At 70.0% G+C, this 25,611-nt stretch carries 22 protein-coding genes; all 22 read right to left on the bottom strand.

What is annotated here, in order from left to right:
• The coding region (rpsC, locus tag ACYVJ4_RS11375) for a 30S ribosomal protein S3 (RefSeq protein WP_460460241.1) at positions 1 to 738 on the bottom strand (738 nt) is incomplete at its 3' end.
• The gene (gene rplV / locus ACYVJ4_RS11370; RefSeq protein ID WP_460460240.1) at positions 738 to 1,133 is read right to left on the bottom strand and encodes a 50S ribosomal protein L22; all 396 of its coding nucleotides are present in this window, start codon (positions 1,131 to 1,133) and stop codon (positions 738 to 740) included. The genes rplV and rpsC, both read right to left, overlap by 1 nt.
• Positions 1,134 to 1,186: 53 nt before the next feature.
• Positions 1,187 to 1,468 (bottom strand): 30S ribosomal protein S19, encoded by a 282-nt coding sequence (gene rpsS, locus ACYVJ4_RS11365; protein WP_345715416.1) that lies wholly within the window; start codon positions 1,466 to 1,468, stop codon positions 1,187 to 1,189.
• 13 nt (positions 1,469 to 1,481) lie between these two features.
• Positions 1,482 to 2,318: a 50S ribosomal protein L2 gene (rplB, locus tag ACYVJ4_RS11360; RefSeq protein ID WP_460460239.1), complete on the bottom strand. Its 837-nt coding sequence runs from the start codon at positions 2,316 to 2,318 to the stop codon at positions 1,482 to 1,484.
• Between the two features lie 38 nt (positions 2,319 to 2,356).
• A complete protein-coding gene (rplW, locus tag ACYVJ4_RS11355; protein WP_460460238.1) occupies positions 2,357 to 2,662 on the bottom strand; it encodes a 50S ribosomal protein L23 in 306 nt (101 codons plus the stop codon).
• Positions 2,659 to 3,348 (bottom strand): 50S ribosomal protein L4, encoded by a 690-nt coding sequence (gene rplD / locus ACYVJ4_RS11350; protein ID WP_460460237.1) that lies wholly within the window; start codon positions 3,346 to 3,348, stop codon positions 2,659 to 2,661. Before rplD ends, rplW begins: the two co-directional genes overlap by 4 nt.
• A gap of 4 nt (positions 3,349 to 3,352) precedes the next feature.
• Positions 3,353 to 4,009, bottom strand: coding sequence for a 50S ribosomal protein L3 (gene rplC / locus ACYVJ4_RS11345; protein WP_460460236.1), 657 nt, complete (start codon positions 4,007 to 4,009; stop codon positions 3,353 to 3,355).
• A 13-nt stretch (positions 4,010 to 4,022) separates the two neighbouring features.
• On the bottom strand, positions 4,023 to 4,331 hold the full coding sequence (gene rpsJ / locus ACYVJ4_RS11340; protein ID WP_056675697.1) for a 30S ribosomal protein S10: 309 nt from the start codon (positions 4,329 to 4,331) through the stop codon (positions 4,023 to 4,025).
• A 394-nt stretch (positions 4,332 to 4,725) separates the two neighbouring features.
• Positions 4,726 to 5,922, bottom strand: coding sequence for an elongation factor Tu (gene tuf / locus ACYVJ4_RS11335; RefSeq protein WP_460460235.1), 1,197 nt, complete (start codon positions 5,920 to 5,922; stop codon positions 4,726 to 4,728).
• A gap of 101 nt (positions 5,923 to 6,023) precedes the next feature.
• Positions 6,024 to 8,126 (bottom strand): elongation factor G, encoded by a 2,103-nt coding sequence (gene fusA, locus ACYVJ4_RS11330; protein ID WP_460460234.1) that lies wholly within the window; start codon positions 8,124 to 8,126, stop codon positions 6,024 to 6,026.
• Positions 8,127 to 8,228: 102 nt separating this feature from the next.
• Entirely contained in the window at positions 8,229 to 8,699 is a 471-nt protein-coding gene (gene rpsG, locus ACYVJ4_RS11325; RefSeq protein ID WP_460460233.1) for a 30S ribosomal protein S7, read from the bottom strand.
• Entirely contained in the window at positions 8,699 to 9,073 is a 375-nt protein-coding gene (gene rpsL, locus ACYVJ4_RS11320; RefSeq protein ID WP_056675708.1) for a 30S ribosomal protein S12, read from the bottom strand. The genes rpsG and rpsL overlap by 1 nt, the downstream gene beginning before the upstream one ends.
• A gap of 300 nt (positions 9,074 to 9,373) precedes the next feature.
• Positions 9,374 to 13,249 carry a DNA-directed RNA polymerase subunit beta' gene (locus tag ACYVJ4_RS11315; protein ID WP_460460232.1) on the bottom strand — a complete coding sequence of 1,292 codons (3,876 nt, stop codon included), beginning with the start codon at positions 13,247 to 13,249 and terminating at the stop codon, positions 9,374 to 9,376.
• 69 nt (positions 13,250 to 13,318) lie between these two features.
• Positions 13,319 to 16,795 (bottom strand): DNA-directed RNA polymerase subunit beta, encoded by a 3,477-nt coding sequence (rpoB, locus tag ACYVJ4_RS11310; protein ID WP_460460243.1) that lies wholly within the window; start codon positions 16,793 to 16,795, stop codon positions 13,319 to 13,321.
• A gap of 317 nt (positions 16,796 to 17,112) precedes the next feature.
• A complete protein-coding gene (locus ACYVJ4_RS11305) occupies positions 17,113 to 17,871 on the bottom strand; it encodes a hypothetical protein (protein ID WP_460460231.1) in 759 nt (252 codons plus the stop codon).
• 8 nt (positions 17,872 to 17,879) lie between these two features.
• Entirely contained in the window at positions 17,880 to 18,371 is a 492-nt protein-coding gene (locus ACYVJ4_RS11300) for a hypothetical protein (RefSeq protein WP_460460230.1), read from the bottom strand.
• Positions 18,368 to 19,618, bottom strand: a complete 1,251-nt coding sequence (locus ACYVJ4_RS11295; protein ID WP_460460229.1) for an MCE family protein — start codon at positions 19,616 to 19,618, stop codon at positions 18,368 to 18,370. The genes ACYVJ4_RS11300 and ACYVJ4_RS11295 overlap by 4 nt, the downstream gene beginning before the upstream one ends.
• Complete coding sequence (locus ACYVJ4_RS11290) at positions 19,618 to 20,982, bottom strand: MCE family protein (protein WP_460460228.1); 1,365 nt, start codon at positions 20,980 to 20,982, stop codon at positions 19,618 to 19,620. The genes ACYVJ4_RS11295 and ACYVJ4_RS11290 overlap by 1 nt, the downstream gene beginning before the upstream one ends.
• Entirely contained in the window at positions 20,979 to 22,241 is a 1,263-nt protein-coding gene (locus ACYVJ4_RS11285) for an MCE family protein (protein ID WP_460460227.1), read from the bottom strand. Before ACYVJ4_RS11285 ends, ACYVJ4_RS11290 begins: the two co-directional genes overlap by 4 nt.
• A complete protein-coding gene (locus ACYVJ4_RS11280) occupies positions 22,238 to 23,221 on the bottom strand; it encodes an MCE family protein (protein WP_460460226.1) in 984 nt (327 codons plus the stop codon). The genes ACYVJ4_RS11285 and ACYVJ4_RS11280 overlap by 4 nt, the downstream gene beginning before the upstream one ends.
• Positions 23,221 to 24,273: an MCE family protein gene (locus tag ACYVJ4_RS11275; RefSeq protein ID WP_460460225.1), complete on the bottom strand. Its 1,053-nt coding sequence runs from the start codon at positions 24,271 to 24,273 to the stop codon at positions 23,221 to 23,223. Before ACYVJ4_RS11275 ends, ACYVJ4_RS11280 begins: the two co-directional genes overlap by 1 nt.
• Positions 24,270 to 25,601 (bottom strand): MCE family protein, encoded by a 1,332-nt coding sequence (locus ACYVJ4_RS11270; protein ID WP_460460224.1) that lies wholly within the window; start codon positions 25,599 to 25,601, stop codon positions 24,270 to 24,272. Before ACYVJ4_RS11270 ends, ACYVJ4_RS11275 begins: the two co-directional genes overlap by 4 nt.
• Between the last annotated feature and the right edge of the window lie 10 nt (positions 25,602 to 25,611).

Below are 25,611 nucleotides of genomic sequence, written 5' to 3'. Positions count from 1 at the left end.
CCGGTCCGTGCGCGCGCCGCGCGCCGGACGGTCGCCGCGGTCGCGGCCCGGGCCGCGGGGCGCGCGCGGGGCAGCGGCCTGCTGCTGCGCGAGCTCCTTGGCCGTGACGTCACCCTTGTAGATCCAGACCTTCACGCCGATCCGGCCGAACGTCGTCCGGGCCTCGTACAGGCCGTAGTCGATGTTCGCGCGCAGGGTGTGCAGCGGCACGCGCCCCTCGCGGTAGAACTCCGAGCGCGACATCTCGGCGCCACCGAGGCGGCCCGAGCACTGCACCCGGATGCCCTTGGCACCGGCGCGCAGCGAGCTCTGCATGCCCTTGCGCATGGCGCGGCGGAACGAGACGCGGGCCGAGAGCTGCTCGGCGATGCCCTGGGCGACCAGCTGCGCGTCGATCTCGGGGTTCTTGACCTCGAGGATGTTCAGCTGCACCTGCTTGCCCGTGAGCTTCTCCAGCTCGCCGCGGATGCGGTCGGCCTCCGCGCCGCGACGGCCGATGACGATGCCCGGCCGGGCGGTGTGGATGTCGACGCGGACGCGGTCGCGCGTGCGCTCGATCTCGACCTTGCTGATGCCGGCCCGCTCCATGCCCGTGGACATGAGCTTGCGGATCGCGACGTCTTCCTTCACGTAGTCGCGGTAGCGCTGGCCCGGCTTCGTGCTGTCGGCGAACCACCGGCTCTTGTGGTCGGTGGTGATGCCCAGGCGGAACCCGTGCGGGTTGACCTTCTGTCCCACTAGCGGGTCCTCCCCTTCGTGGCGGCCTGACGGCCGGTGCTCTCGGTGTCGACGGTGCCCACGACCACGGTGATGTGGCTCGTGCGCTTGCGGATGCGGTATGCCCGACCCTGCGCGCGCGGCCGGAACCGCTTCATGGTCGGTCCCTCGTCGACGTACGCGGCCTGCACGACGAGCTCGCGCTCGTCGAACGCCTCGGAGGCCTTGTCCGCCTTGACCCGCGCGTTCGCGACGGCGCTCTCGAGCACCTTGCGCACGGGGTCGCTGGCGGCCTGCGGTGCGAACTGCAGCACCGCGCTGGCCTGCGTCGCCTGCTTGCCTCGGATGAGGTCGACGACGCGGCGGGCCTTCTGGGGCGTGACACGGACGTACCGCGCCTGCGCCTTGGCTTCCATCGCTGTCCCTTGTCTCTCGGTGAGTTCTGTCTGTGTCCGGTGAGGCCGGCGCGTCAGCGCCGGCGGCCCTTGCGGTCGTCCTTCTCGTGCCCGCGGAAGGTGCGGGTCGGAGCGAACTCACCGAGCTTGTGGCCGACCATCGACTCGGTCACGAAGACCGGGACGTGCTTGCGGCCGTCGTGCACGGCGATCGTGTGGCCGAGCATGTCCGGCACGATCATCGAGCGCCGGGACCAGGTCTTGATGACGTTCTTGGTCCCCTTCTCGTTCTGCACGTCCACCTTCTTCTGCAGGTGGTCGTCGACGAAGGGGCCCTTCTTCAGACTACGAGGCATGTGTCAGGGCTCCTCAGCGCTTCTTGCCGGTACGACGGCGACGGACGATCAGCTTGTCGCTGTCCTTGTTCGGACGACGGGTGCGGCCCTCGGGCTGGCCCCACGGGCTGACCGGGTGACGGCCGCCGGAGGTCTTGCCCTCGCCACCACCGTGCGGGTGGTCGATCGGGTTCATGGCCACACCGCGGACGGTCGGGCGCTTGCCCTTCCAGCGCATGCGGCCGGCCTTGCCCCAGTTGATGTTCGACTGCTCGGCGTTGCCCACCTCGCCGATCGACGCGCGGCAGCGCAGGTCGACGTTGCGGATCTCGCCGGACGGCATGCGCAGCTGGGCGTAGGGGCCGTCCTTGGCGACGAGCTGCACGCTGGCACCGGCCGAGCGGGCGATCTTCGCGCCGCCACCGGGCCGCAGCTCGATGGCGTGGATGACCGTGCCCACGGGGATGTTGCGCAGCGGCAGGTTGTTGCCGGGCTTGATGTCGGCCGAGGGGCCGTTCTCGATCTGGTCGCCCTGGCGCAGCTTGGCGGGGGCGAGGATGTAGCGCTTCTCGCCGTCCGCGTAGTGCAGCAGCGCGATGCGCGACGTGCGGTTGGGGTCGTACTCGATGTGAGCGACCTTGGCCGGCACGCCGTCCTTGTCGTGACGACGGAAGTCGATGACCCGGTAGGCGCGCTTGTGGCCACCACCGATGTGGCGGGTGGTCACGCGGCCGGAGTTGTTGCGGCCGCCGCTCTTGCTGAGCGGGCGGACCAGCGACTTCTCCGGCTGCGAGCGCGTCACCTCGACGAAGTCGGCGACGCTCGAACCGCGGCGGCCCGGGGTCGTCGGCTTGTACTTGCGGATACCCATGCTTGAAGTCCTCTTCGGTGCTCTCGTCGGCGACCCGGTCAGGAGACCGGACCCCCGAAGATGTCGATGGACCCCTCGCTCAGGGTCACGATGGCCCGCTTGGTGTCCTTGCGCTTGCCCAGGCCGAACCGGGTGCGGCGGGTCTTGCCCTTGCGGTTGAGGGTGTTGACCGACTTCACCTTGACGCCGAAGACCTGCTCGACCGCGATGCGGATCTCGGTCTTGTTGGCGCGCGGGTCGACGACGAAGGTGTAGGCCCCCTCGTCGAGCAGGCCGTAGCTCTTCTCGGACACGACCGGCGCGAGCAGCACGTCGCGCGGGTCCTTCTGCAGCTGGGTGCTCACTTCGCGGCCTCCTCGTCGGCAGCCTCGGACTCGGTCGCGACGGCCTTGGCGCTCTTGCCCTTGGCCGGGCCCGCGACGAACGCGTCGAGCGCGGCGGACGTGAAGACCACGTCGTCGGCGCACAGCACGTCGTAGGTGTTGAGCTGGTCGGGCACGATCGCGTGGACGCGGTCGACGTTCGACAGGCTCTTCCAGGCCAGGACGTCGTCGCGCTGGACGACCACGAGCAGGTGCTTGCGCTCGGACACCGCGGCCAGCGCCTGGACGGCGGCCTTGGTGGACGGCGCGTCGCCCTCGACCAGCGAGGACAGCACGTGCACGCGGCCGTTGCGCGCCCGGTCGGACAGGGCCCCGCGCAGGGCGGCGGCCTTCATCTTCTTGGGCGTGCGCTGGCTGTAGTCGCGCGGCTGGGGGCCGTGCACGACGCCACCGCCGGCGAACTGCGGCGCACGGGTCGAGCCCTGACGGGCGCGGCCGGTGCCCTTCTGGCGGTAGGGCTTGCGGCCACCGCCGCGGACCTCGCCGCGGGTCTTGGTGGCGTGCGTGCCCTGGCGGGCGGCGGCCTGCTGGGCCACCACGACCTGGTGGATCAGCGGCACGTTGGTCTGCACGTCGAAGATCTCGGCGGGCAGCTCGACCGTGCCGGACTTCTTGCCGGACGGCGAGAGGACGTCGATGGTCGACATGGTGTCAGGCCCCCTTCACGGTGAGCTTGGCAGCGGTCTTGACCAGCACCACGCCGCCCTTGGGGCCGGGGACGGCGCCCTTGATGAGCAGCAGGCCCTTGTCGGCGTCGACGGCGTGCACGGTGAGGTTCTGGGTGGTCTTGCGCACGTTGCCCATGCGACCGGCCATCTTCAGGCCCTTGAACACGCGGCCGGGCGTCGAGGCCCCGCCGATCGAGCCGGGCTTGCGGTGGTTGCGGTGCGAGCCGTGCGAGGCGCTGACGCCCTTGAAGCCGTGACGCTTCATGACGCCGGCGGTGCCCTTGCCCTTCGTGGTCCCGACGACGTCGACCTTCTGGCCGGCCGCGAAGACCTCGACGGTGACTTCCTGCCCGAGGGCGTACTCGCCGGCGTCGGCGGTGCGCAGCTCGACCAGGTGGCGACGCGGGGTGACACCGGCCTTCGCGAAGTGACCGGCCATCGGCTGGTTCACCTTGCGAGGGTCGATCGCGCCGTACGCGATCTGGACGGCGTCGTAACCGTCGCTGTCGGAGGTACGGACCTGGGTGACGACGCACGGCCCGGCCTGCACGACGGTCACCGGCACGAGCCGGCCCGCGTCGTCCCAGACCTGGGTCATTCCGAGCTTCTCACCCAGGACGCCCTGGATCTGCTTGGTCATGGTGTTGGTGTCCTCAGAGCTTGATCTCGATGTTCACGTCCGCCGGCAGGTCGAGCCGCATGAGCGAGTCGACGGCCTTCGGCGTGGGGTCGATGATGTCGATGAGGCGCTTGTGCGTGCGCATCTCGAAGTGCTCGCGGCTGTCCTTGTACTTGTGCGGCGAACGGATGACGCAGTAGACGTTCTTCTCCGTCGGCAGCGGCACCGGACCGACGACCGTCGCACCAGCGCGCGTCACCGTGTCGACGATCTTGCGCGCCGAGCTGTCGATGACCTCGTGGTCGTAGGACTTCAGCCGGATGCGGATCTTCTGTCCCGCCATCGCTTCGTTGAACTCTCTCTCGTCGCTGGTGCTGCTGGCCCGGGTCGGCGGGAGCCGCTCCGGGGTTGGTGACCTTCGTCCGACCCCCGAGGTCGGGCGTGTCGCGCTTGCGCCACGCGCCGGGGCTGACATCCTGGCGGATGCCGTCCTCGTCGGGTCTTGTCGGTCACCGGCCTGGGCCGGACGTCGACACGCCTTCCCCGCCGTCAGGCGGAGCGCCGGGAGCCGCCCACGTGGTGGTCAGCCGCGCCGGGGCGCGTCGAGCAACTGGTCCAGTGTGCCAGAGGCACCCGGCCCTTGGCCAATCCGCACGAGGCGGTGGCCGGCCGGTGCCCGGCCGCGCCACGGGGCCCGGGCGAAATCCGCCCGAGCCCCGTGGCCGGTGGTGCAGGAACTACTTGATGATCTTGGTGACGCGGCCCGCACCGACGGTGCGGCCACCCTCGCGGATGGTGAAGCCCATGCCCTCGTCCATCGCGATCGGCTGGATGAGGTCCACCTTCATCTCGGTGTTGTCACCCGGCATGACCATCTCGGTGCCCTCGGGGAGGGTCACGACGCCGGTCACGTCCGTCGTCCGGAAGTAGAACTGGGGGCGGTAGTTGCCGTAGAACGGCGTGTGCCGGCCACCCTCGTCCTTGCTCAGGATGTAGACGTTCGCCTCGAACTCGGTGTGCGGGGTGATCGAGCCCGGCTTGCAGACGACCTGGCCACGCTCGACGTCCTCGCGCTTGATGCCGCGCAGCAGGAGGCCGACGTTCTCGCCCGCCTGGCCCTCGTCGAGCAGCTTGCGGAACATCTCGATGCCGGTGACGGTCGTCTTGGCCGGCGGGCCGGTGTGGATGCCGACGATCTCGACCTCCTCGTTGACCTTGAGGATGCCGCGCTCGATACGACCGGTGACGACGGTGCCGCGACCGGTGATCGTGAAGACGTCCTCGACGGGCATGAGGAACGGCTTGTCGGTGTCGCGCTCCGGCTGCGGGATCGACTCGTCGACCGCGTTCATGAGCTCCATGAGCTTGTCGCCCCACTCGGCGTCGCCCTCGAGCGCCTTCAGCGCCGAGACGCGCACGACCGGCAGGTCGTCGCCCGGGAACTCGTAGGAGGTCAGCAGCTCGCGGACCTCCATCTCGACGAGCTCGAGGATCTCCTCGTCGTCGACCATGTCGGCCTTGTTCAGCGCGACGACGATGTAGGGGACGCCGACCTGGCGGGCCAGGAGGACGTGCTCCTTCGTCTGCGGCATCGGGCCGTCGGTGGCGGCGACCACGAGGATCGCGCCGTCCATCTGGGCCGCACCGGTGATCATGTTCTTGATGTAGTCGGCGTGCCCGGGGCAGTCGACGTGCGCGTAGTGCCGCGCCTCGGTCTGGTACTCGACGTGCGCGATCGAGATCGTGATGCCGCGCTGCTTCTCCTCGGGCGCCTTGTCGATCTGGTCGAAGGCCGACGCCTCGTTGAGGTTCGGGTACTTGTCGTGCAGCACCTTGGTGATCGCGGCCGTCAGCGTCGTCTTGCCGTGGTCGATGTGACCGATGGTGCCGATGTTGACGTGCGGCTTAGTCCGCTCGAACTTCGCCTTACCCACTGTGGGTCCTCCTCAGGACTGGGTCTGTCGCCGCGGTTCTGGGTGATGCGGCAGGTCTGTGGTGTCTGTACTGCTGGGTCGTGCTGGTGGTGCAGGTGGAGCTACTCGCCCCGCGCCTTCTTGATGATCTCCTCGGAGACGTTGCGGGGCACCTCGGCGTAGGAGTCGAACTGCATGCTGTAGTTCGCCCGGCCCTGGGTCTTGGAGCGCAGGTCGCCAACGTAGCCGAACATCTCGGACAGCGGGACCAGGGCCCGGACGACCTTGGCGCCCGAGGCGTCCTCCATCGACTGGATCTGGCCGCGCCGCGCGTTCAGGTCGCCGATGACGTCGCCCATGTAGTCCTCGGGCGTGCGCACCTCGACGGCCATGACCGGCTCGAGCAGGACGGGGTCGGCCTGGCGGACGGCCTCCTTCAGCGCCATCGAGCCGGCGATCTTGAACGCCATCTCCGAGGAGTCGACGTCGTGGGCCGCACCGTCGAGCAGCGTGGCCTTGAGACCCACGAGGGGGTAGCCGGCCAGGACGCCCAGCTGCATGGCGTCCTGGATGCCGTGGTCGACGCTGGGGATGTACTCGCGCGGGACACGGCCACCGGTGACCTTGTTCTCGAACTCGTACATCGCGCCGTCCTCGGACACCAGCGGCTCGAAGGTGAGCTGCACCTTCGCGTACTGGCCCGAGCCACCCGTCTGCTTCTTGTGGGTGTAGTCGAACTTCACGACCGGACGACGGATCGTCTCGCGGTAGGCGACCTGGGGCTTGCCGACGTTCGCCTCCACCTTGAACTCGCGCCGCATGCGGTCGACGAGGATGTCGAGGTGGAGCTCGCCCATGCCCTTGATGATGGTCTGGCCGGTCTCCTCGTCCTGCTGCACCTGGAAGGTCGGGTCCTCCTCGGCGAGCTTCTGGATCGCGGTGCCCAGCTTCTCCTGGTCGCCCTTGGTCTTGGGCTCGATCGCGACCGAGATGACCGGGTCCGGGAAGGTCATGGACTCCAGGACGACCTGGTCGCTCGGGTCGCACAGGGTGTCGCCGGTGGTGGTGTCCTTCAGGCCGATCATCGCGTAGATGTGGCCCGCGGTGGCGTCCTCGACCGGGTTCTCCTTGTTGGAGTGCATCTGGAACAGCTTGCCGATGCGCTCCTTGCGGCCCTTGGTCGAGTTGATGACGCCCGAGCCCGACGCGACGTGGCCGGAGTACACGCGCACGTAGGTCAGCTTGCCGAAGAACGGGTGCGAGGCGACCTTGAACGCCAGCGCCGAGAACGGCTCGGAGGCGTCCGGCTTGCGGATGATCTCGACGGACTCGTCGCGGACGTCGTGGCCGATCATCGGCGGGACGTCGAGCGGCGAGGGCAGGTAGTCGACGACGGCGTCGAGCATGGGCTGCACGCCCTTGTTCTTGAACGCCGAGCCGCACAGGACCGGGTAGATGTCGCCGGTGACCGTGAGCTTGCGCAGCGCGCCCTTGAGCTCCTCGGGCGTGAGCTCCTCGCCGCCGAGGTACTTCTCGAGCAGCGCCTCGTCGCTCTCGGCGAGGGTCTCGACCAGGGTGTGCCGGTACTCGTTGGCCTTCTCGACCAGGTCGGCCGGGATCTCCTCGATCGTGTAGGCCTCGCCCTTGCCCGTGTCGCCGCGCCAGGTGAGGGCGCGCATGTACATCAGGTCGACGACGCCGACGAAGTCGCTCTCGGAGCCGATGGGCAGCTGGATCGGCAGCGGCTTGGCGCCGAGGCGGTCGATGATCGTCTGCACGGTGAAGTAGAAGTCCGCGCCGAGCTTGTCCATCTTGTTGACGAAGCAGATGCGCGGGACGTTGTACTTGTCGGCCTGGCGCCACACGGTCTCGGACTGGGGCTCGACGCCCTCCTTGCCGTCGAACACCGCGACCGCGCCGTCGAGGACGCGCAGCGAGCGCTCGACCTCGACGGTGAAGTCGACGTGGCCGGGGGTGTCGATGATGTTGAACTGGGTGCCCTCCCAGAAGCAGGTCGTCGCGGCCGACGTGATGGTGATGCCGCGCTCCTGCTCCTGCTCCATCCAGTCCATCGTGGCCGCGCCGTCGTGGACCTCACCGATCTTGTAGTTGATCCCGGTGTAGAACAGGACCCGCTCGGTGGTGGTGGTCTTGCCGGCGTCGATGTGCGCCATGATGCCGATGTTGCGGACCTTGGTGAGGTCGGTCAGCACGTCCTGTGCCACGGTTTTCCTGCCCTCTGCGTCGATTCAGGGCCGGTGTCGACCCCGTGTCTCAAAGTTCTGCGTGCCGGTGCGCGGCGGGGGCGCGCGGCCCCCGCCGACGGCTCACCAGCGGTAGTGCGCGAAGGCCTTGTTGGACTCGGCCATCTTGTGCGTGTCCTCGCGACGCTTGACCGCGGCCCCCAGGCCGTTGCTCGCGTCGAGGATCTCGTTCATGAGGCGCTCGGTCATGGTCTTCTCGCGACGGTCGCGCGAGTAGTTGACCAGCCAGCGCAGCGCCAGCGTCGTGGAGCGGCCCGGCTTGACCTCGATCGGCACCTGGTAGGTCGCGCCGCCGACGCGGCGGGACTTGACCTCGATGGCCGGCTTGATGTTGTCGAGCGCGCGCTTGAGCGTGACGACCGGGTCGGTGCTGGTCTTCTCGCGGGTGCCCTCGAGGGCGCCGTAGACGATCCGCTCGGCCACGGCCTTCTTGCCGTCGAGCAGGATCTTGTTGACCAGCTGCGTGACCAGCGGCGAGTTGAACACCGGGTCGACGACGAGCGGTCGCTTCGGGGCGGGACCCTTGCGAGGCATCAGCTCTTCTCCTTCTTCGCGCCGTACCGGCTGCGAGCCTGCTTGCGGCCGCGGACACCCTGCGTGTCCAGCGAGCCGCGGACGATCTTGTAGCGGACGCCGGGGAGGTCCTTCACCCGGCCGCCGCGCACGAGCACGATCGAGTGCTCCTGCAGGTTGTGGCCGACGCCCGGGATGTACGCCGTGACCTCGATGCCGCTGGTGAGGCGCACGCGCGCCACCTTGCGCAGCGCCGAGTTCGGCTTCTTCGGGGTCGTCGTGTAGACGCGCGTGCACACGCCCCGCCGCTGCGGGCTCCCCTTGAGGGCAGGGGTCTTGGTCTTGGTGACCTTGTCCTGCCGGCCCTTGCGGACCAGCTGCTGGATCGTGGGCACTCTGTCTCCGTCTCTTGCGCGGTCGTGCTGCCTGGTGTCGTGCTGGGTCTGGTGCTGCGCCCGGGCGGTCCGCCCCGACCCCCCGTGGCCTGTCCGGCCCCCGTGGTCGGGCGTGTCGGGCGACGTCGCTGCGCGGTGAGCTCGCGATGAGCGGGGCTCGGCGTCAGCGGGCGCGTGCGGCCCGGGTGACCCCAGGCACGGAGGACAACTTTACCCGTCCGTGCTCGCCGGGGTCAAAATGACCGGCACGGGACCGGCCGGCTCGCGCCGACCGGCCCCGTCGTCCGGTCTCGTGCGTCATCAGCTGCCGCGCAGGTCCCCGAAGTCGAGGTCCTCCAGCGGCACGGCCTGGCCGGAGCCCTGGCCGAAGGGGGCGTAGTCGATGTCCTCGTACCCCGGCATGGCGTACATGAGGGACCGCGCCTCCTCGGTGGGCTCGACCCGGACGTTGCGGTAGCGGGGGAGCCCCGTGCCGGCCGGGATCAGCTTGCCGATGATGACGTTCTCCTTCAGGCCCAGCAGCGGGTCGCTGCGCCCGTTGATCGCCGCGTCCGTGAGCACCCGGGTGGTCTCCTGGAACGAGGCCGCGGACAGCCACGACTCCGTCGCCAGGGAGGCCTTGGTGATGCCCATGAGCTCCGGGCGGCCCGAGGCCGGGCTGCCGCCCTCGGCCACGACCCGGCGGTTCTCGGACTCGAAGCGGGTGCGCTCGGCGAGCTCGCCGGGCAGCAGGTCCGCGTCGCCGGACTCGATGATCGTCACCCGGCGCAGCATCTGCCGGACGATGACCTCGATGTGCTTGTCGTGGATCGACACGCCCTGGCTGCGGTAGACCTCCTGCACCTCGTCGACGAGGTGCGTCTGCACCGCGCGCGGGCCGAGGATGCGCAGGACCTGCTTGGGGTCGATGGCGCCCTGGACCAGCTTGGTGCCGACCTCGACGTGGTCGCCGTCCGCCACGAGCAGGCGCGAGCGGCGCGACACCGGGTAGGCGTGCTCCTCCGAGCCGTCGTCCGGCGTGAGCACGACGCGACGGGTCTTGTCGGTCTCCTCGACGGCGATCCGGCCGGTGGCCTCGGCGATCGGGGCCACGCCCTTGGGGGTGCGGGCCTCGAACAGCTCGACGACGCGCGGCAGGCCGTGGGTGATGTCGTCACCCGCGACGCCGCCGGTGTGGAACGTGCGCATCGTCAGCTGCGTGCCGGGCTCGCCGATCGACTGGGCGGCGATGATGCCGACCGCCTCGCCGATGTCGACGAGCTTGCCGCTGGCCAGCGAGCGCCCGTAGCACTGGGCGCAGGTGCCGACCTTGGACTCGCAGGTCAGGACCGAGCGGACCTTGACCTCGCGCACGCCGTGGCTGATCAGCAGGTCGATCGACACGTCGCCGAGGTCGGTGCCGGCCGGCAGCACCGTGGTGCCGTCGACGACGACGTCCGCGGCCAGGCTGCGGGCGTAGACCGAGGTCTCGACGTCGTCGTGCTTGCGCAGTGCGCCGTCGGTGCCCTCGACCGCGATCGGCAGGACGAACCCGCGGTCGGTGCCGCAGTCGTCCTCGCGGACGATGACGTCCTGCGACACGTCCACCAGACGACGGGTGAGGTACCCGGAGTCGGCGGTGCGCAGCGCGGTGTCGGCCAGACCCTTGCGGGCGCCGTGGCTGGAGATGAAGTACTCCAGCACCGAGAAGCCCTCGCGGAAGTTCGCCTTCACCGGGCGGGGGATGATCTCGCCCTTCGGGTTGGCGACCAGGCCACGCATGCCGGCGATCTGGCGGACCTGCATCCAGTTACCACGCGCACCGGAGTTGACCATCCGGTACACCGAGTTGGACGCCGGGAGGTTGTTCTCCATCTCCTTGGCGATCTCGTTGGTGGCCTGAGTCCAGATCTCGATGAGCTCCTGGCGGCGCTCGTCGTCGGTGATCAGACCGCGCTCGTACTGGCCCTGGACCTTCGCGGCCTTGGCCTCGTAGGACTCCAGGATCTCCTTCTTGCGCGGCGGCGTGACGACGTCCGAGATGGCGACGGTCGTGCCGGAGCGGGTGCCCCAGTGGAAGCCGGCCTCCTTGAGCGCGTCGAGCGTCGCGGCGACCTGCACCTTGGGGTAGCGCTCGGCGAGGTCGTTGACGATCGCCGAGAGGCGCTTCTTGTCGACCGGCTCGTTCACGAACGGGTAGTCGACCGGCAGCGTCTCGTTGAACAGCGCGCGGCCCAGCGTGGTCTCGACCAGCAGCGGCTCGCCGTCGGTCCAGTCCTCGGGGGTCTCGAGCCCGGCGGTCGGGGCGACCCCGGCCAGCCGGATCTTGACGGTCGCGCCCAGGCTCAGCTCACGGGCATCGTAGGCCATGATCGCCTCGGCCAGCGAGCCGAGCACGCGCCCCTCCCCCACCGGCTGCTCGGTGAGCGAGGTGAGGTGGAACAGGCCGATGATCATGTCCTGGGTGGGCATGGTCACCGGACGGCCGTCGGCCGGCTTGAGGATGTTGTTGCTCGAGAGCATCAGGACGCGGGCCTCGGCCTGGGCCTCGACCGACAGCGGCAGGTGCACGGCCATCTGGTCGCCGTCGAAGTCGGCGTTGAACGCCGAGCAGACGAGCGGGTGGATCTGGATGGCCTTGCCCTCGACCAGCTGCGGCTCGAAGGCCTGGATGCCCAGGCGGTGCAGGGTCGGTGCGCGGTTCAGCAGCACCGGGTGCTCGGTGATGACCTCCTCGAGCACGTCCCACACCACGGCGCGGCCGCGCTCGACCATGCGCTTGGCGGACTTGATGTTCTGCGCGTGGTTGAGGTCGACCAGCCGCTTCATGACGAACGGCTTGAACAGCTCGAGCGCCATCTGCTTGGGCAGGCCGCACTGGTGCAGCTTGAGCTGCGGGCCGACGACGATGACCGAGCGGCCCGAGTAGTCGACGCGCTTGCCGAGCAGGTTCTGGCGGAACCGGCCCTGCTTGCCCTTGAGCATGTCGGACAGCGACTTCAGCGGCCGGTTGCCCGGGCCGGTGACCGGACGGCCGCGGCGACCGTTGTCGAACAGCGCGTCGACGGCCTCCTGCAGCATCCGCTTCTCGTTGTTGACGATGATCTCGGGCGCGCCGAGGTCGAGCAGCCGCTTGAGGCGGTTGTTGCGGTTGATGACGCGGCGGTACAGGTCGTTCAGGTCGGACGTCGCGAACCGGCCGCCGTCCAGCTGCACCATCGGGCGCAGGTCCGGCGGGATGACCGGGACGCAGTCCAGGACCATGCCCATGGGCGAGTTGCGCGTCGTGAGGAACGCGGACACGACCTTGAGGCGCTTGAGCGCACGGGTCTTCTTCTGCCCGCGGCCGGTGGCGATGGTCTCGCGCAGCGAGGCCGCCTCGGCGTCCAGGTCGAAGCTCTCGAGCCGCTTCTGGATCGCCGCGGCACCCATGCCGCCCTCGAAGTACAGGCCGAACCGGTCGCGCATCTCGCGGTAGAGCACCTCGTCGCCCTCGAGGTCCTGGACCTTGAGGTTCTTGAAGCGGTCCCAGACCGACGACAGGCGCTCGATCTCGGCGTCCGCGCGCTTGCGCAGCTGGTTCATCTCGCGCTCGGCCGACTCGCGCACCTTGCGGCGCGCGTCGGCCTTGGCGCCCTCGGACTCCAGCTGGGCCAGGTCGGTCTCGAGCCGCTTGGCGCGGGCCTCGACGTCGGAGTCGCGGCGGTTCTCGACCTCCTTCTTCTCGACCTCGATCTGGGCCTCGAGCGAGGGCAGGTCGCGGTGACGCGCCTCGTCGTCGACCGACGTGATCATGTAGGCGGCGAAGTAGATGACCTTCTCGAGGTCCTTCGGCGCCAGGTCGAGCAGGTAGCCCAGACGGCTGGGCACGCCCTTGAAGTACCAGATGTGCGTGACCGGGGCGGCCAGCTCGATGTGGCCCATGCGCTCACGCCGCACCTTGGCGCGGGTCACCTCGACGCCGCAGCGCTCGCAGATGATGCCCTTGAAGCGCACGCGCTTGTACTTGCCGCAGTAGCACTCCCAGTCCCGGGTGGGGCCGAAGATCTTCTCGCAGAAGAGCCCGTCCTTCTCCGGCTTCAGGGTGCGGTAGTTGATGGTCTCGGGCTTCTTCACCTCGCCGTGCGACCACTGGCGGATCTCGTCCGCGGTCGCCAGGCCGATGCGCAGCTCGTCAAAGAAGTTGACGTCCAGCACGTGGTTCCTTCTCTCAGTTCTCGGTGTGTGGTCTGACGGTCGGTTGACGGCGGTCCGTGGACCGACCCGTCAGACCTCCTCGACGCTGCTCGGCTCGCGCCGGCTCAGGTCGATGCCCAGCTCCTCGGCGGCGCGGAAGACGTCCTCGTCCGCGTCGCGCATCTCGATGGAGGTGCCGTCGCTGCTGAGGACCTCGACGTTGAGGCACAGCGACTGCATCTCCTTCAGGAGCACCTTGAACGACTCCGGGATGCCCGAGTCGGGGATGTTCTCGCCCTTGACGATCGCCTCGTAGACCTTGACGCGACCCTGGATGTCGTCGGACTTGATGGTCAGCAGCTCCTGCAGCGTGTAGGCCGCGCCGTACGCCTCGAGCGCCCACACCTCCATCTCGCCGAACCGCTGGCCGCCGAACTGGGCCTTACCACCCAGGGGCTGCTGCGTGATCATCGAGTAGGGGCCGGTCGAGCGCGCGTGGATCTTGTCGTCGACCAGGTGGTGCAGCTTCAGGATGTACATGTAGCCGACCGAGACCGGGTCCGGGAACGGCTCACCGGTGCGGCCGTCGAACAGCTGGCCCTTGCCCGAGCCGTCGACCAGGCGGTCGCCGTCGCGGGTCACCAGGGTGCTGTCGAGCAGACCGGTGATCTCCTCCTCGCGCGCGCCGTCGAAGACCGGCGACGCCACGCGGGTGCCCGCCGGGGCCTCCAGCGCGTCGGTCTTCATGTCCTGCGCCCACTCCGGGGAGCCCTCGACCTTCCAGCCGCGCGAGGCGACCCAGCCGAGGTGCGTCTCGAGCACCTGCCCGACGTTCATCCGGCTCGGCACGCCGAGCGGGTTCAGGACGACGTCGACCGGGGTGCCGTCCGGCAGGAACGGCATGTCCTCGACGGGGAGGATCTTGGAGATGACGCCCTTGTTGCCGTGGCGGCCGGCGAGCTTGTCGCCGTCGGTGATCTTGCGCTTGTTGGCCACGTAGACGCGCACCAGCTGGTTGACGCCCGGCGGCAGCTCGTCGCCCTCGTCGCGGTCGAAGACCTTGACGCCGATGACCGTGCCGGTCTCGCCGTGGGGCACCTTGAGCGAGGTGTCGCGCACCTCGCGCGCCTTCTCGCCGAAGATGGCGCGCAGCAGGCGCTCCTCGGGCGTCAGCTCGGTCTCGCCCTTGGGCGTGACCTTGCCGACCAGCAGGTCGCCGTCGCGCACCTCGGCGCCGATCCGGATGATCCCGCGCTCGTCGAGGTCGGCGAGGACCTCCTCGGAGACGTTCGGGATGTCGCGGGTGATCTCCTCCGGGCCCAGCTTGGTGTCGCGCGCGTCGACCTCGTGCTCCTCGATGTGGATCGAGGAGAGGAGGTCGTCCTGCACGACCCGCTGGGACAGGATGATCGCGTCCTCGTAGTTGTGGCCCTCCCACGGCATGAACGCCACGAGCAGGTTGCGCCCGAGCGCCATCTCGCCGCCGTCGGTGGACGGGCCGTCGGCCAGCAGCTGGCCGACCTCGACGCGGTCGCCCTCGTCGACGGCGGACCGCTGGTTGTACGAGGTGCCCTGGTTCGAGCGGCGGAACTTGGCCACGCGGTACGTGGTGTAGGTCGCGTCGTCGTTGGCCACGGTGACGGTGTCGGCCGAGACCTCCTGCACGACGCCGGCCTTCTCGGCCCGGACGACGTCACCGGAGTCGAGCGCCGCACGGTGCTCCATGCCGGTGCCGACGAGCGGCGCCTCGGCCTTGACCAGCGGCACCGCCTGGCGCTGCATGTTCGAGCCCATGAGGGCGCGGTTGACGTCGTCGTGCTCGAGGAACGGGATCATCGCGGTGGCGGCCGAGACCATCTGGCGCGCCGCGACGTCCATGTAGTCGACCGCGTCGGCGGCCACGAGCTCGACCTCGCCGCCCTTGCGGCGGACGGTCACCATGGCCTCGGCGAACTTGCCGCTGTCGTCCAGCGGCGCGTTGGCCTGGGCGATGACGAACTCGTCCTCCTCGTCGGCGGTCAGGTAGTCGACCTCGTCGCTGACCTTGCCCTTGGAGACCTTGCGGTACGGGGTCTCGACGAAGCCGAACGCGTTGATGCGCGCGTAGGTCGACAGCGAGCCGATCAGGCCGATGTTCGGGCCTTCCGGGGTCTCGATCGGGCACATGCGGCCGTAGTGCGACGGGTGGACGTCGCGGACCTCGAAGCCGGCGCGGTCGCGGGACAGACCACCCGGGCCGAGCGCCGACAGGCGGCGCTTGTGGGTCAGACCGGCGATCGGGTTGGTCTGGTCCATGAACTGCGAGAGCTGGCTGGTGCCGAAGAACTCCTTGATGGAGGCGACGACCGGCCGGATGTTGATCAGGGTCTGCGGCGTGATGGCCTCGACGTCCTGCGTGGTCATGCGCTCGCGGACGACGCGCTCCATGCGGGACAGGCCGGTGCGGACCTGGTTCTGGATCAGCTCGCCGACGGTGCGCAGGCGACGGTTGCCGAAGTGGTCGATGTCGTCGACCTCGACGCGCAGGTCGACGGCCTCGCCGTTCTTGTGGCCGGGCATGGTCGAGCCACCCGCGTGCAGGGTCACCAGGAAGCGGATCGTGGCGACGACGTCGTCGACGTCCAGCACGCTGGCCGACGGCTCCTTGTCGACGCCGAGCTTCTTGTTGATCTTGTAGCGGCCCACCCGCGCCAGGTCGTAGCGCTTGGGGTTGAAGTAGAGGTTCTCGAGCAGCGTCTGCGCGGCCTCGCGGGTCGGCGGCTCGCCCGGGCGCAGCTTGCGGTAGATGTCGAGCAGCGCGTCGTCCTGGCCGGAGGTGTGGTCCTTCTCCAGCGTCTGGCGCATCGACTCGAAGTCGCCGAACTCCTCGAGGATCTGCGCCTCGGTCCAGCCCAGGGCCTTCAGCAGCACCGTGACCGACTGCTTGCGCTTGCGGTCGATGCGGACGCCGACCATGTCGCGCTTGTCGATCTCGAACTCGAGCCAGGCGCCGCGCGAGGGGATCACCTTGGCGGTGTAGACGTCCTTGTCGGAGGTCTTGTCGGCGGTGCGCTCGAAGTACACGCCCGGCGAGCGGACGAGCTGGGAGACGACGACGCGCTCGGTGCCGTTGACGACGAAGGTGCCGCGCTCGGTCATGAGCGGGAAGTCGCCCATGAACACGGTCTGGCTCTTGATCTCGCCGGTGTTGGTGTTCATGAACTCGGCCGTCACGAAGAGCGGGGCCGCGTAGGTCATGTCCCGCTCCTTGCACTCGTCGATCGAGTACTTGGCGGGCTCGAACCGGTGGTCGCGGAACGACAGCGACATCGAGCCGGAGAAGTCCTCGATCGGGGAGATCTCCTCGAAGATCTCCTCGAGGCCGGACTTCTCGTGGATGTGGCTGTCGCCGGCGCTGGCCTGGACGCGCTGCTGCCAGACCTCGTTGCCGAGGAGCCAGTCGAAGCTGTCGGTCTGCAGGGCCAGGAGGTCGGGGACCTCAAGCGGTTCGCGGATCTTGCCGAAGCTGATGCGGCCGGAGGCCGTACGAGCGGTGGACGTCGAGCGTGCGGTGCGCGAGGCAGCCAACTGGGGTCCTTCCACGGGCCTTTGATGCGGTAAGTACGCATGCCGATCGCCCCGGCGCTCGGGTGGGCACAGAGGTGCTCATCCGATCGACGGGCAGGGAGACGGGCAGCGCAAAGCGCAAGCATACACGACGGCGCGCACGCGAGGAAACGCCCCGCCCGTGGACGACGGCGACCTGCTCGGGGAGAGCCCCGGGGCCTGCCACCGTCCGTGCGGTGCGCTGCGCCACGAGGATGACGCGCCGGGGGGCCTGCGTCAAGGGTGTCGCTGCTGCGGCGCGCCGCGCCGACGGCTCCCAGGGGGCCGGACCGGACCGGCTACAGGCCTCTGACCTGCGACACCAGCCAGCGGTCGCCCTTCTTGACCAGCGTCATCTCGACGCGGTTCTGGTCGACCTGCGGGCGCTCCAGCCTCGACGACGTCGTCGTCTGGTTGACGAAGAGCAGCACCGTGACCTCGTCGGCGGAGGCCCGCACGACGCTGGTGGCGGCCACCTCGGCCTGCACCGTCGCCTTGGTGTCGGTCGCCACCTTCTTGACCGCGTCGCCGGTGGTGCGCGCGTACTGCTCGCTGAACGGCGAGGTCGTCAGGGCCTTGCCGGCCGCGAAGTCGGCGTCCAGGTGGCGGTAGTCGTAGCTGAGCAGGGTGGCGGCCGAGGTGCGGGCGGTGCGCACGGCGTTGCCGCGGGCGCTGTCGACGGCGTCGTGGCGCCGGTCGACGACTACGAGGACGGCCAGGCAGGCCAGCACCACGACGAGCAGGGCGGCGAGGACGGCGAGCAGCCAGGTCGGCGCGACCCGCTGGCGGCGGGTCTCGGCCGGCGCCTCTTCGGCGGGCTCGACCGGCTCGACCGGCTCGACCGGCTCGGCCGGAGCGGTCGGCTCGACGTCCGGCTCGACGTCCGGCTCGACGACGGTGTCGACCGCGGGCTCGACGTCCGGCTGCTCGACCCGGCCGCGCGAGCGCTCGCCGGCCACCCGGCGCCGGCCCCCGGGGCGCGGGCTGGACGACGGGCGGCTGGTCGGGCTCACGCGGGGGCCTCCGGTGGGGGTGTCCTGGGACTTGGTGGTGGTCATGGCGGGCCTCACCCGACGAACTGCAGCTGGCTGGCCAGCCACTGCTCGCCGGAACGGTCCAGGTCGACCTGCACACGGTAGTGCCGCGGCACGGGCGTGGTCGCGGACGCGTTGGTGACGTCGGCGTCGACGACGAGCAGGACGCGCGCGCTGTCGGCGTCGTGCGAGACGAGCCCGGCGGTGACGACCTTGCCCTTGCTGACCGCCTTGTTGGTGGTCACGAGCTTCTTCAGCTCGGCGCTCTGCGCGCTGAACTCGGTCTTGAAGCTGCCGGTCGAGCCGGTGAGCACGCGCTGGGCGTCGCGGTCGAAGGTCCGGTAGTCCAGCGTCGTGAAGTTCACGCCCAGCTGGGTCGCGGCGGCCACGGCGTCCTCGCCCGCGGCGTCCGAGCGGCGCTGGTCGAGCACCTGGCGTCCCAGCAGCACGCCGGCGACCAGGCCGGCGACCACGAGCAGCGCGAGCGCCCCGGCGAGCGCGGTGCGGACGACGGGCCGGCTCATCCCTGACCTCCCAGGAGCATCCAGGCGAACGAGTCACCGGTCGACGGGGGTGCCGAGGTGACGACGGTGGGGACGTCCGCGCCGTACGCCTGCGCGGCGTCCAGGCCGAACGGCATCGAGGACGCCGACGACGAGGGGTCCTGCGGCGACGGCGCGTTCTGCGCCCCGCGGACGTCGCTGGCCGAGCCGCGCGGCAGCGCGCAGCGCACGCTGGTGTTGACCGGGGGCAGGCCCGTGGTCTGCTGCGGGTCGGTGCGCTTGGTGTCCTCGTAGCCCTTGGTGCAGGACGGCGGGTTGTCGGCGTTGAGCTGCAGGCCGAAGTGCGCCGTGCCGTCGCCGGGCACCACCGTGTAGCCGCCGCGGACGACGTCCGGGTAGGTGATGAACATCTGCCGGATGCCCTTGGTGCGGGTGACGGTGACCTGGCCGACGGTCACGAGGTTCGACAGCAGCGCGCCGAGGTCCTGGCGGTTCTCCTGCAGCAGCGCGTCGAGCTGCTGGCTGGCGACGACGCCGCGGTCGAGCACGGTGCGCAGGTCGGGGTCGCTGGTGCGCAGCTGGCCGGACAGGTCGGCCAGGTCCTTGGAGAACGAGCGGATGTCGGTGCCGGAGGCCTTCTGGGTGTCGAGCACCGTGTGGCCGTCCTGGATCAGCTTGGTGGTCTCTGGCAGCGCCTCGGTGGCCGACTGGGTCAGCGCGTCGCCGGCGTCGATCAGCCGCTGCAGGTCGGTCCCGCCGTTCTGGAACGTCTTGCCGAGCTCGTCGACGGTGGTGCTCAGGTCGTCGCGGTCGACCGAGCGCACCAGCCGGTCGACGTCCAGCAGCACGGTGTCGATGCGGGTGGGCGTGCGGGTGTCGTCGCGCGGGATCCGCGAGCCGCCGGCGAGGTACGGTCCGGCGTCCGAGCGCGGCTGGAGGTCGACGTACTGCTCGCCGACCGCCGAGCGGTTCTCGACCACCGCGAGGGTGTCGCGCGGCACCTCGGCGCCGCGGTCCATGCGCAGGTCGACCAGGACGCCGCCGTCGGTGAGCCGCAGCCGGTCGACCTTGCCGACGGTGACGCCGCGGTAGGTGACCTCGGCGCCGGTGAAGATGCCGCCGGAGTTCGCGAAGTCGGCGGTGACGACGTACGAGCCGCCGGCCACCTTGTCGAACAGGCCGACGTAGCGGGCCGAGAGCAGGCTGACCGCGGCCAGCGCGAGCGCCACGAAGACGACGAGCTGGACCCGTACTCCTCGGGTGACCATCAGCTCACCCCTCCGATCAGCAGCCCGGCGAGGTTCTGGTCGTAGCGCTGCTCGGCCCCGAGGCAGAGCACGCCGGGCAGGCAGATCCCGCCACCTCCGCCGGACGAGCTGGACGGCGAGGGTGCCGGGGTCGAGCCCTTCGACACCTTGGTCCAGCCCTTCGGGCACGAGACGCCCTTGAACGGCAGCACCAGGCTCGGCAGCGCGTCGTTCTTGCACTGCACCGTCGAGTCGCCCGGCTTGATCGGCGCCGGGCAGCTGGTGCCCGGGAACTGCACCAGCTGGCCCAGGATCGTGCACGGGATCGAGGTGACGTCGGGCAGTTGCGGCAGGCTCGGCAGGCCGGGGATGCCGGGCAGCGGGCCGCTGGGGCCGTTGCCCAGGTCGAGCAGCGAGCGCGCGTCCAGGTCGGCCGTGATCCACAGGTTGGTGTAGTCGCCCTTGACGCCCTCGAGCGCCTTGTCCGAGAACGGGTACGTCAGCAGCAGCTGCAGCGACTTCGGCAGGTCGTCGCCCGCGTCGTTGAGCGACTTCAGCACCGGCCGCAGCGCGGTGAGGTTGGCGACGGTGTCGTCCTTGGAGGCCCGGATGACGCGCGAGCCGACGTCGCCGAGCCGGCTCAGCGAGGTCAGCAGCGTCGTCAGCTGCTGGCGCTGGTCGGCGAGCACCTTCAGGCCGCCGGGCAGCTGGTCGAGCGCGGTGGCGATGTCCTGGCGCTGCGCGGCCAGCCGGGCCGACAGCTTGTCGATGTTGTCGATCGCGCGGTTGATCTCGGCCTTCTGCGAGTCCAGCGCACCGACGAAGGTGTCGAGCTGGGTGAGCAGGTCGCGCACGGCGCTCTCGTTGCCGGTCAGCGCCTTGTTCAGCTCGGTCTCGATGATCTTCAGCTGGCCGACGCCGCCGCCGTTGAGCAGCATCGACATCGCGCCGAGCACCTCCTCGACCTCGGGGTTGCGGCCCGAGCGCGAGAGCGGGATGACGTCGCCGTCCGAGAGCCGGCCCACGGGGGCCGCGTCGGCCGGCTGCTCCAGCGAGACGTACTTCTCGCCCAGCAGGCTGGTCTGCTTCAGCTCGGCCGTGGCGTTGTCGGGCAGCTCGACCGAGTTCTTCAGCCGGACGACGACCTGCGCGGTCCAGCCGTCGAGGGTGATCTTCTCGACCGAGCCGACGGTGACGTCGCCGACCTTGACCGCCGACTGCGGCACCAGGTCGAGCACGTCGGCGAGCTGCACGGTGACGCGGTAGATGTCGCCGCGGCTGGCGACGCCGCCGGGCAGCGCGACGTCGTAGGCGCCCTGGCAGCCGGCGAGCAGCACCAGCAGCGGCGCGAGCGCCGCGACGACGAGGCGGCGGGTGCGGGTCATCGCGCGCTCCCCAGGATCCCGCCGAGCGTCGGGTCGGGCCCGCGCCGGTCGACCAGGGTGCCGGACGTGCCGGACCCACCGGCGGCGCCGGACGACGTCCCGCCCGTGGTCAGGGCCGACGGCGTGCCCGACAGCAGCCCGGTCGGCAGCGAGGGCGTGCCCCCGCCGGTCAGCCCGGACAGCAGACCGCTCAACGGCTTCAGCAGCGGGCCGAGCTCCTTCTGGCAGGCCGTCACCTTGCTGACCTGCTGGTTGACCAGGCCGCAGATCAGCTCGTCCGGGTGGTCGAGCTGGTTGAAGTTGTCGCGGACGTCGAGGGTGCCCGAGGGCGGGTTGTAGGCGTTCTGCAGGTTCGACAGCGCGACCGGCGCGTTGTCGAGCAGCTCGGCCAGCTGGTTGCGGTCCTTGGCGATGGTGCCGGTGACCGACGCCAGCTGGTGGACGTCGGTCTTGAGCGCGCCCCGGTTGTCGGCCACGAAGGTCGACACCTCGTTCAGCGCCACCGCGAGGTTCTTCAGCGCCAGGCCGAGGTCGTCCTTCTCGCCGTTCAGCTGGTCGGCGACCGAGGCGAGGTCGGTGTTCAGCCGGCGCACCTGCGGGTCGTTCGCCGCCAGCGTCGTGGTGAAGGTCTGCAGGTTCTTGACGGTCGTGAACAGGTCCTCGCGGCTGCCCGAGAGCGTGCCCAGCGCGAGCGAGAGCTGGCGCACGGCCTCGTTGGCCTTGTCGCCCTCGCCGTCCAGGTTGTCGCGGCTGGTGGCCAGCAGGCGCGACAGCGAACCGCCGGAGTTCGCGCCGTCCGGGCCGAGGGCCTTGCTCAGGTCGTCCAGGCTCTGCGTCACGCGGTCGAGCTCGACCGGCACCGCGGTGCGGTCGACCGGGATGTCGGCGTGGTCGGCCATGGTCGGGCCCGTCGTCCACGCCGGCAGCAGCTGCACGTAGCGGTCGCTGACCAGCGACGGCGACAGGATCGCCGCCTGGGCGTCGGCCGGCACCTTGACGTCGCCCTTGACCGCGAGCACCACCTCGACCTGCTGGCCCTGGGGCTTCACGCTCTTCACCGTGCCGACGGGCACGCCGAGCACGCGCACCTGCGATCCCGGGTAGAGGCCGACGGCGCGGGTGAAGTGCGCGGTGATCGTGCGGTCCTTCGTGCCGGGCCAGAAGACGACAGCCGCCGCGGCGAGCAGGCCGACCACGACGACGGCCACCACGACGGTGCGCAGCGGGAGCGCCCGGACGCGCTGGACGGCGGTGCTCACTTGGACCTCGTCTCGGGAACGGTGCCGCCGATCGGCACGAGGTTGGGGATGTAGGAGTCGAACCAGCGGCCGTTGCCCAGGGTGTTGGCGAACACCCGGGTGAACGGCGCCATGGCCTTGATGCCGGCGTCGAGGTCGTCCTGGTGCTTCTGCAGCGTCGCGAGCACCTGGTGCAGCTCGTCCAGCGCCGGCTTGAGCTGGGCGCGGTTGTCGCGCACCAGGCCGGTGATCTGCTCGGAGAGCGCCGCGGTGTTGGTCAGCAGCGTGTGGATCGCCTCGCGCCGCTTCTGCAGCTCCAGCAGCAGCAGGTCGCCGTCCTTGATCAGCGACTGCACCTCGCCGTTGCGCGCGGCCAGCGTGCCCGACACGTCCTTGGCGTGCGCGAGCAGCTCGGCCAGCTGCTGGTCGCGCGAGGAGATGGTGCGCGAGAGCCGGGTCAGGCCCTCGAGCGAGGCCTTGACCTGCGGCGGCGAGTCCTTGAACTCCGTGGCCAGGACGTCGAGGGACTTCGACAGCTGCGGGACGTCGATCGCCTCGGTGGTCGTCGTCAGGTCGCTGAACGCGTCGATGACGTCGTAGGACGGGATGGTGCGGTCGAGCGGGATGACGGTGTCGGGGTCGAGCTGGCCCGGGCCCTGCGGGTCGAGGGCCAGGTACTTCTGCCCCAGCACGGTCTTCATCTTCACCTGGGCGCCCGTGCGGGTGCCGAAATGCGCGGGCTCGGTGACCTTGAAGGTGATCAGCACGTGGCCGCGGTCGAGCTCGATCTTCTTGACCTTGCCCACCTTGACGCCGGCGACGAGGACGTCGTCGCCCGTCTTGAGCCCGCCGACCTCGCTGAACGCGGCCTGGTAGGTCGTGCCGCGCCCGATGAAGGGCAGCTTCTGCACGTTGAACGCCAGCAGCAGCATGGCGCCGATGAGGACGAGGCCGACCGCCCCGATGGGCACCGGGTTGCGCTCGCGGAACGGGATCGCCATCAGCCCACCCCTCCGCAGCGCGCGGCGCCGTTGTCGGCCACGTTCACCGGCAGGCGGGTGTCCTTGGTCAGGCCCAGCACACCGGTCGGCAGCACGACCGTGCCGTCGAACTTGCAGAGGTAGAAGTTGAACCACGAGCCGTAGGTGGCGGTGCGCGTCAGGGTGTTCACCTTGTTCGGCCAGGTGTCCATGAACTGCTCGAAGGTCTTGGTGTTGGCCGGCTCGTTCAGGGTCTTGGACAGGGTGCGCAGGTTCGCGATGTCGGCCTTGAGCGGCGGGCGCACCTGCGAGAGCAGCCCGGCGGTGTCGGCGGCCAGCCCGTTGATGCTGGTGAGCGACTCGCCGATCGCGACGCGGTCCTCGGACAGCCCCGACACGAAGCGCTGCAGCTGCACCAGCAGCTGGTCGAGCTGGTCGTCGCGCGCGTCGACCGTGCCGAGCACCGCGTTGAGGTTGTCGATGGTGCGCCCGATGACGGCGTCGCGGTCCGCCACGGACGACGTCAGCGACGCGGTGTGGGCCAGCAGGCTGTTGATCGTGCCGCCCTCGCCCTGCAGCACCTGGATGATCTCGCCGCTGAGCTGGTTGACGTCCTGCGGCGACAGCGCGGCGAACAGCGGCTTGAAGCCGTTGAACAGCACCGTGAGGTCGAGGGCGGGCTGGGTGCGCTCGACCGGGATCGTCGCACCGTCCGCCAGACGCGCGGCCGAGCCCGCGCCCTGCACCAGCGCGACGTACCGCTGGCCGATGAGGTTGCGGTAGCGGACGACGACCTGCGTGCTCTGCGTCAGCGGGTGGGCGGCGTCGACGTCCATCGTTACCAGGGCGCGGGTGCGCGAGGCGAGCGAGATGTCCTTGACCCGGCCGACCTTGACGCCGGCGATGCGCACGTCGTCGCCCTTGGCCAGGCCGGTCGCGTCGACCAGCACGGCCTTGTACTCGGAGCGGTCGCCGCCGACGATCGGCGAGATCGTCAGGGCGAGCATGCCGAAGGCGACGATCGTCGCGGCGGCGAAGACCAGCAGCTTGACCAGGCTCGACGTCGTCCTCATCCCTGGTTCACCTGCGTCCCGCGCACGAGGGGGCCGAGCAGCAGGTTCGAGATGTCGGGCACCGAGCTCGCCGACGTCCCCAGCATCGGCGCGAACAGCGCGTCGGTGACGGCCTGCTCCTGCGGCGTCCCGGCGTCACCGCTCTGCGGGTCGACGAACGACGAGCCCTGCGCGAGCGCCGGCGGCACCGCGCTGCCGCTCGGGGCGTTGTAGATGTTGCGCGTGCCGTCCGGGATGTAGTCACCGGTGTACGGGTGCGCCTGCGAGCCGGACTTGCCCGGCAGCCCCTTGCAGTCGGGCGCGCGGTCGGCGATCCAGGCGGGCTCCTCCCCCGGCTGGTACGCCGGGCGCTGCGGCACCACCTCGAGGGTGATGTGCAACGACTTGGACCCGAACGCCTGGTCGATGCGCGGCAGCCAGCCGGTCAGCCCCTGGGCGAAGCAGGCGTAGATCGGCGAGTAGCGCTGCAGGACCTGCAGCGTGGGGCGGTTGACCCGGCCCACGCGGATGATCCGGTCCTGGTTCTCGTTCAGCACGGACGTCGCGGTGCGGGCGAAGCCGGTCGTGCCGGCCAGGAACCCGGCGTACGCGCTCTGCTTCTCGACCAGCGTCTTGCTCGTGACCGACAGGTCGCGCGCCATCTTCAGCAGGTCGGGCGCGGCCGCGGCGTAGATCGAGGCGACGTCGGCCAGGCCGCTGATGTCCTGCTGCAGCACCGGCAGGTTGGGGTTGAACTTCGTGAAGTATTGGTCGGCCAGCACGAGGTTCTTGCCGAGCGCCTCGCCGCGACCCTCGAGCGCGGTGGCCATCGCGTTGAGCGTGGTGGCCAGCTGGGCCGGCTTCACGGTGCGCAGCAGGGGCAGCAGGTTGTCGAAGACCTGCTCGAGCTCGATGGCGACCGCGGTGCGGTCCTGCGGGATCACCGAGCCCGCGTGCAGCGGGGTGCGCGAGGGCTGGTCGGGCACCACGAGGTCGACGTAGCGCTCGCCGAACAGCGTCTTGGGCAGCAGTCGGGCGCTGACGTCGGACGGGATGGCGCCGACCTGGTCGGGCTGCAGCGCCAGCACGATGTCGGCGCCGTCGGCCGTGTGCTCGATCTTGCGCACCTCGCCCACGATCAGGCCGCGCACCTTGACGTCGGACGTCGTCTGCAGCTGGTTGCCGACCCGGTCGGTCTTCAGCGTCACCAGCACGACGGGCGTGAACCGCTTCTGGAACATCGCCACCGACAGCGTCAGCAGCAGCGCCAGCACGACGAGGAACGCGACGCCGTACAGGTGCGTGGAGAACCGCGACAGGAACCCTGTCGTCGGTCGCTTGGCCGCCATGTGCATGCGT

Source organism: Angustibacter peucedani (genome assembly GCF_054779595.1).
The sequence above is the reverse complement of the archived record's forward strand: the minus strand, read 5'-3'. Positions and strand labels throughout refer to the sequence as shown.

Excerpts from the sequence above, each read along its gene's own strand:
- rplV (WP_460460240.1), bottom strand. The coding sequence starts at position 1,133 with ATGGAAGCCAAGGCGCAGGCGCGGTACGTCCGTGTCACGCCCCAGAAG.
- rpsS (WP_345715416.1), bottom strand. The coding sequence starts at position 1,468 with ATGCCTCGTAGTCTGAAGAAGGGCCCCTTCGTCGACGACCACCTGCAG.
- rplB (WP_460460239.1), bottom strand. The coding sequence starts at position 2,318 with ATGGGTATCCGCAAGTACAAGCCGACGACCCCGGGCCGCCGCGGTTCG.
- rplD (WP_460460237.1), bottom strand. The coding sequence starts at position 3,348 with ATGTCGACCATCGACGTCCTCTCGCCGTCCGGCAAGAAGTCCGGCACG.
- rplC (WP_460460236.1), bottom strand. The coding sequence starts at position 4,009 with ATGACCAAGCAGATCCAGGGCGTCCTGGGTGAGAAGCTCGGAATGACC.
- rpsJ (WP_056675697.1), bottom strand. The coding sequence starts at position 4,331 with ATGGCGGGACAGAAGATCCGCATCCGGCTGAAGTCCTACGACCACGAG.
- rpsG (WP_460460233.1), bottom strand. The coding sequence starts at position 8,699 with ATGCCTCGCAAGGGTCCCGCCCCGAAGCGACCGCTCGTCGTCGACCCG.
- ACYVJ4_RS11305 (WP_460460231.1), bottom strand. The coding sequence starts at position 17,871 with ATGACCACCACCAAGTCCCAGGACACCCCCACCGGAGGCCCCCGCGTG.
- ACYVJ4_RS11300 (WP_460460230.1), bottom strand. The coding sequence starts at position 18,371 with ATGAGCCGGCCCGTCGTCCGCACCGCGCTCGCCGGGGCGCTCGCGCTG.
- ACYVJ4_RS11295 (WP_460460229.1), bottom strand. The coding sequence starts at position 19,618 with ATGGTCACCCGAGGAGTACGGGTCCAGCTCGTCGTCTTCGTGGCGCTC.
- ACYVJ4_RS11290 (WP_460460228.1), bottom strand. The coding sequence starts at position 20,982 with ATGACCCGCACCCGCCGCCTCGTCGTCGCGGCGCTCGCGCCGCTGCTG.
- ACYVJ4_RS11280 (WP_460460226.1), bottom strand. The coding sequence starts at position 23,221 with ATGGCGATCCCGTTCCGCGAGCGCAACCCGGTGCCCATCGGGGCGGTC.
- ACYVJ4_RS11275 (WP_460460225.1), bottom strand. The coding sequence starts at position 24,273 with ATGAGGACGACGTCGAGCCTGGTCAAGCTGCTGGTCTTCGCCGCCGCG.
- ACYVJ4_RS11270 (WP_460460224.1), bottom strand. The coding sequence starts at position 25,601 with ATGGCGGCCAAGCGACCGACGACAGGGTTCCTGTCGCGGTTCTCCACG.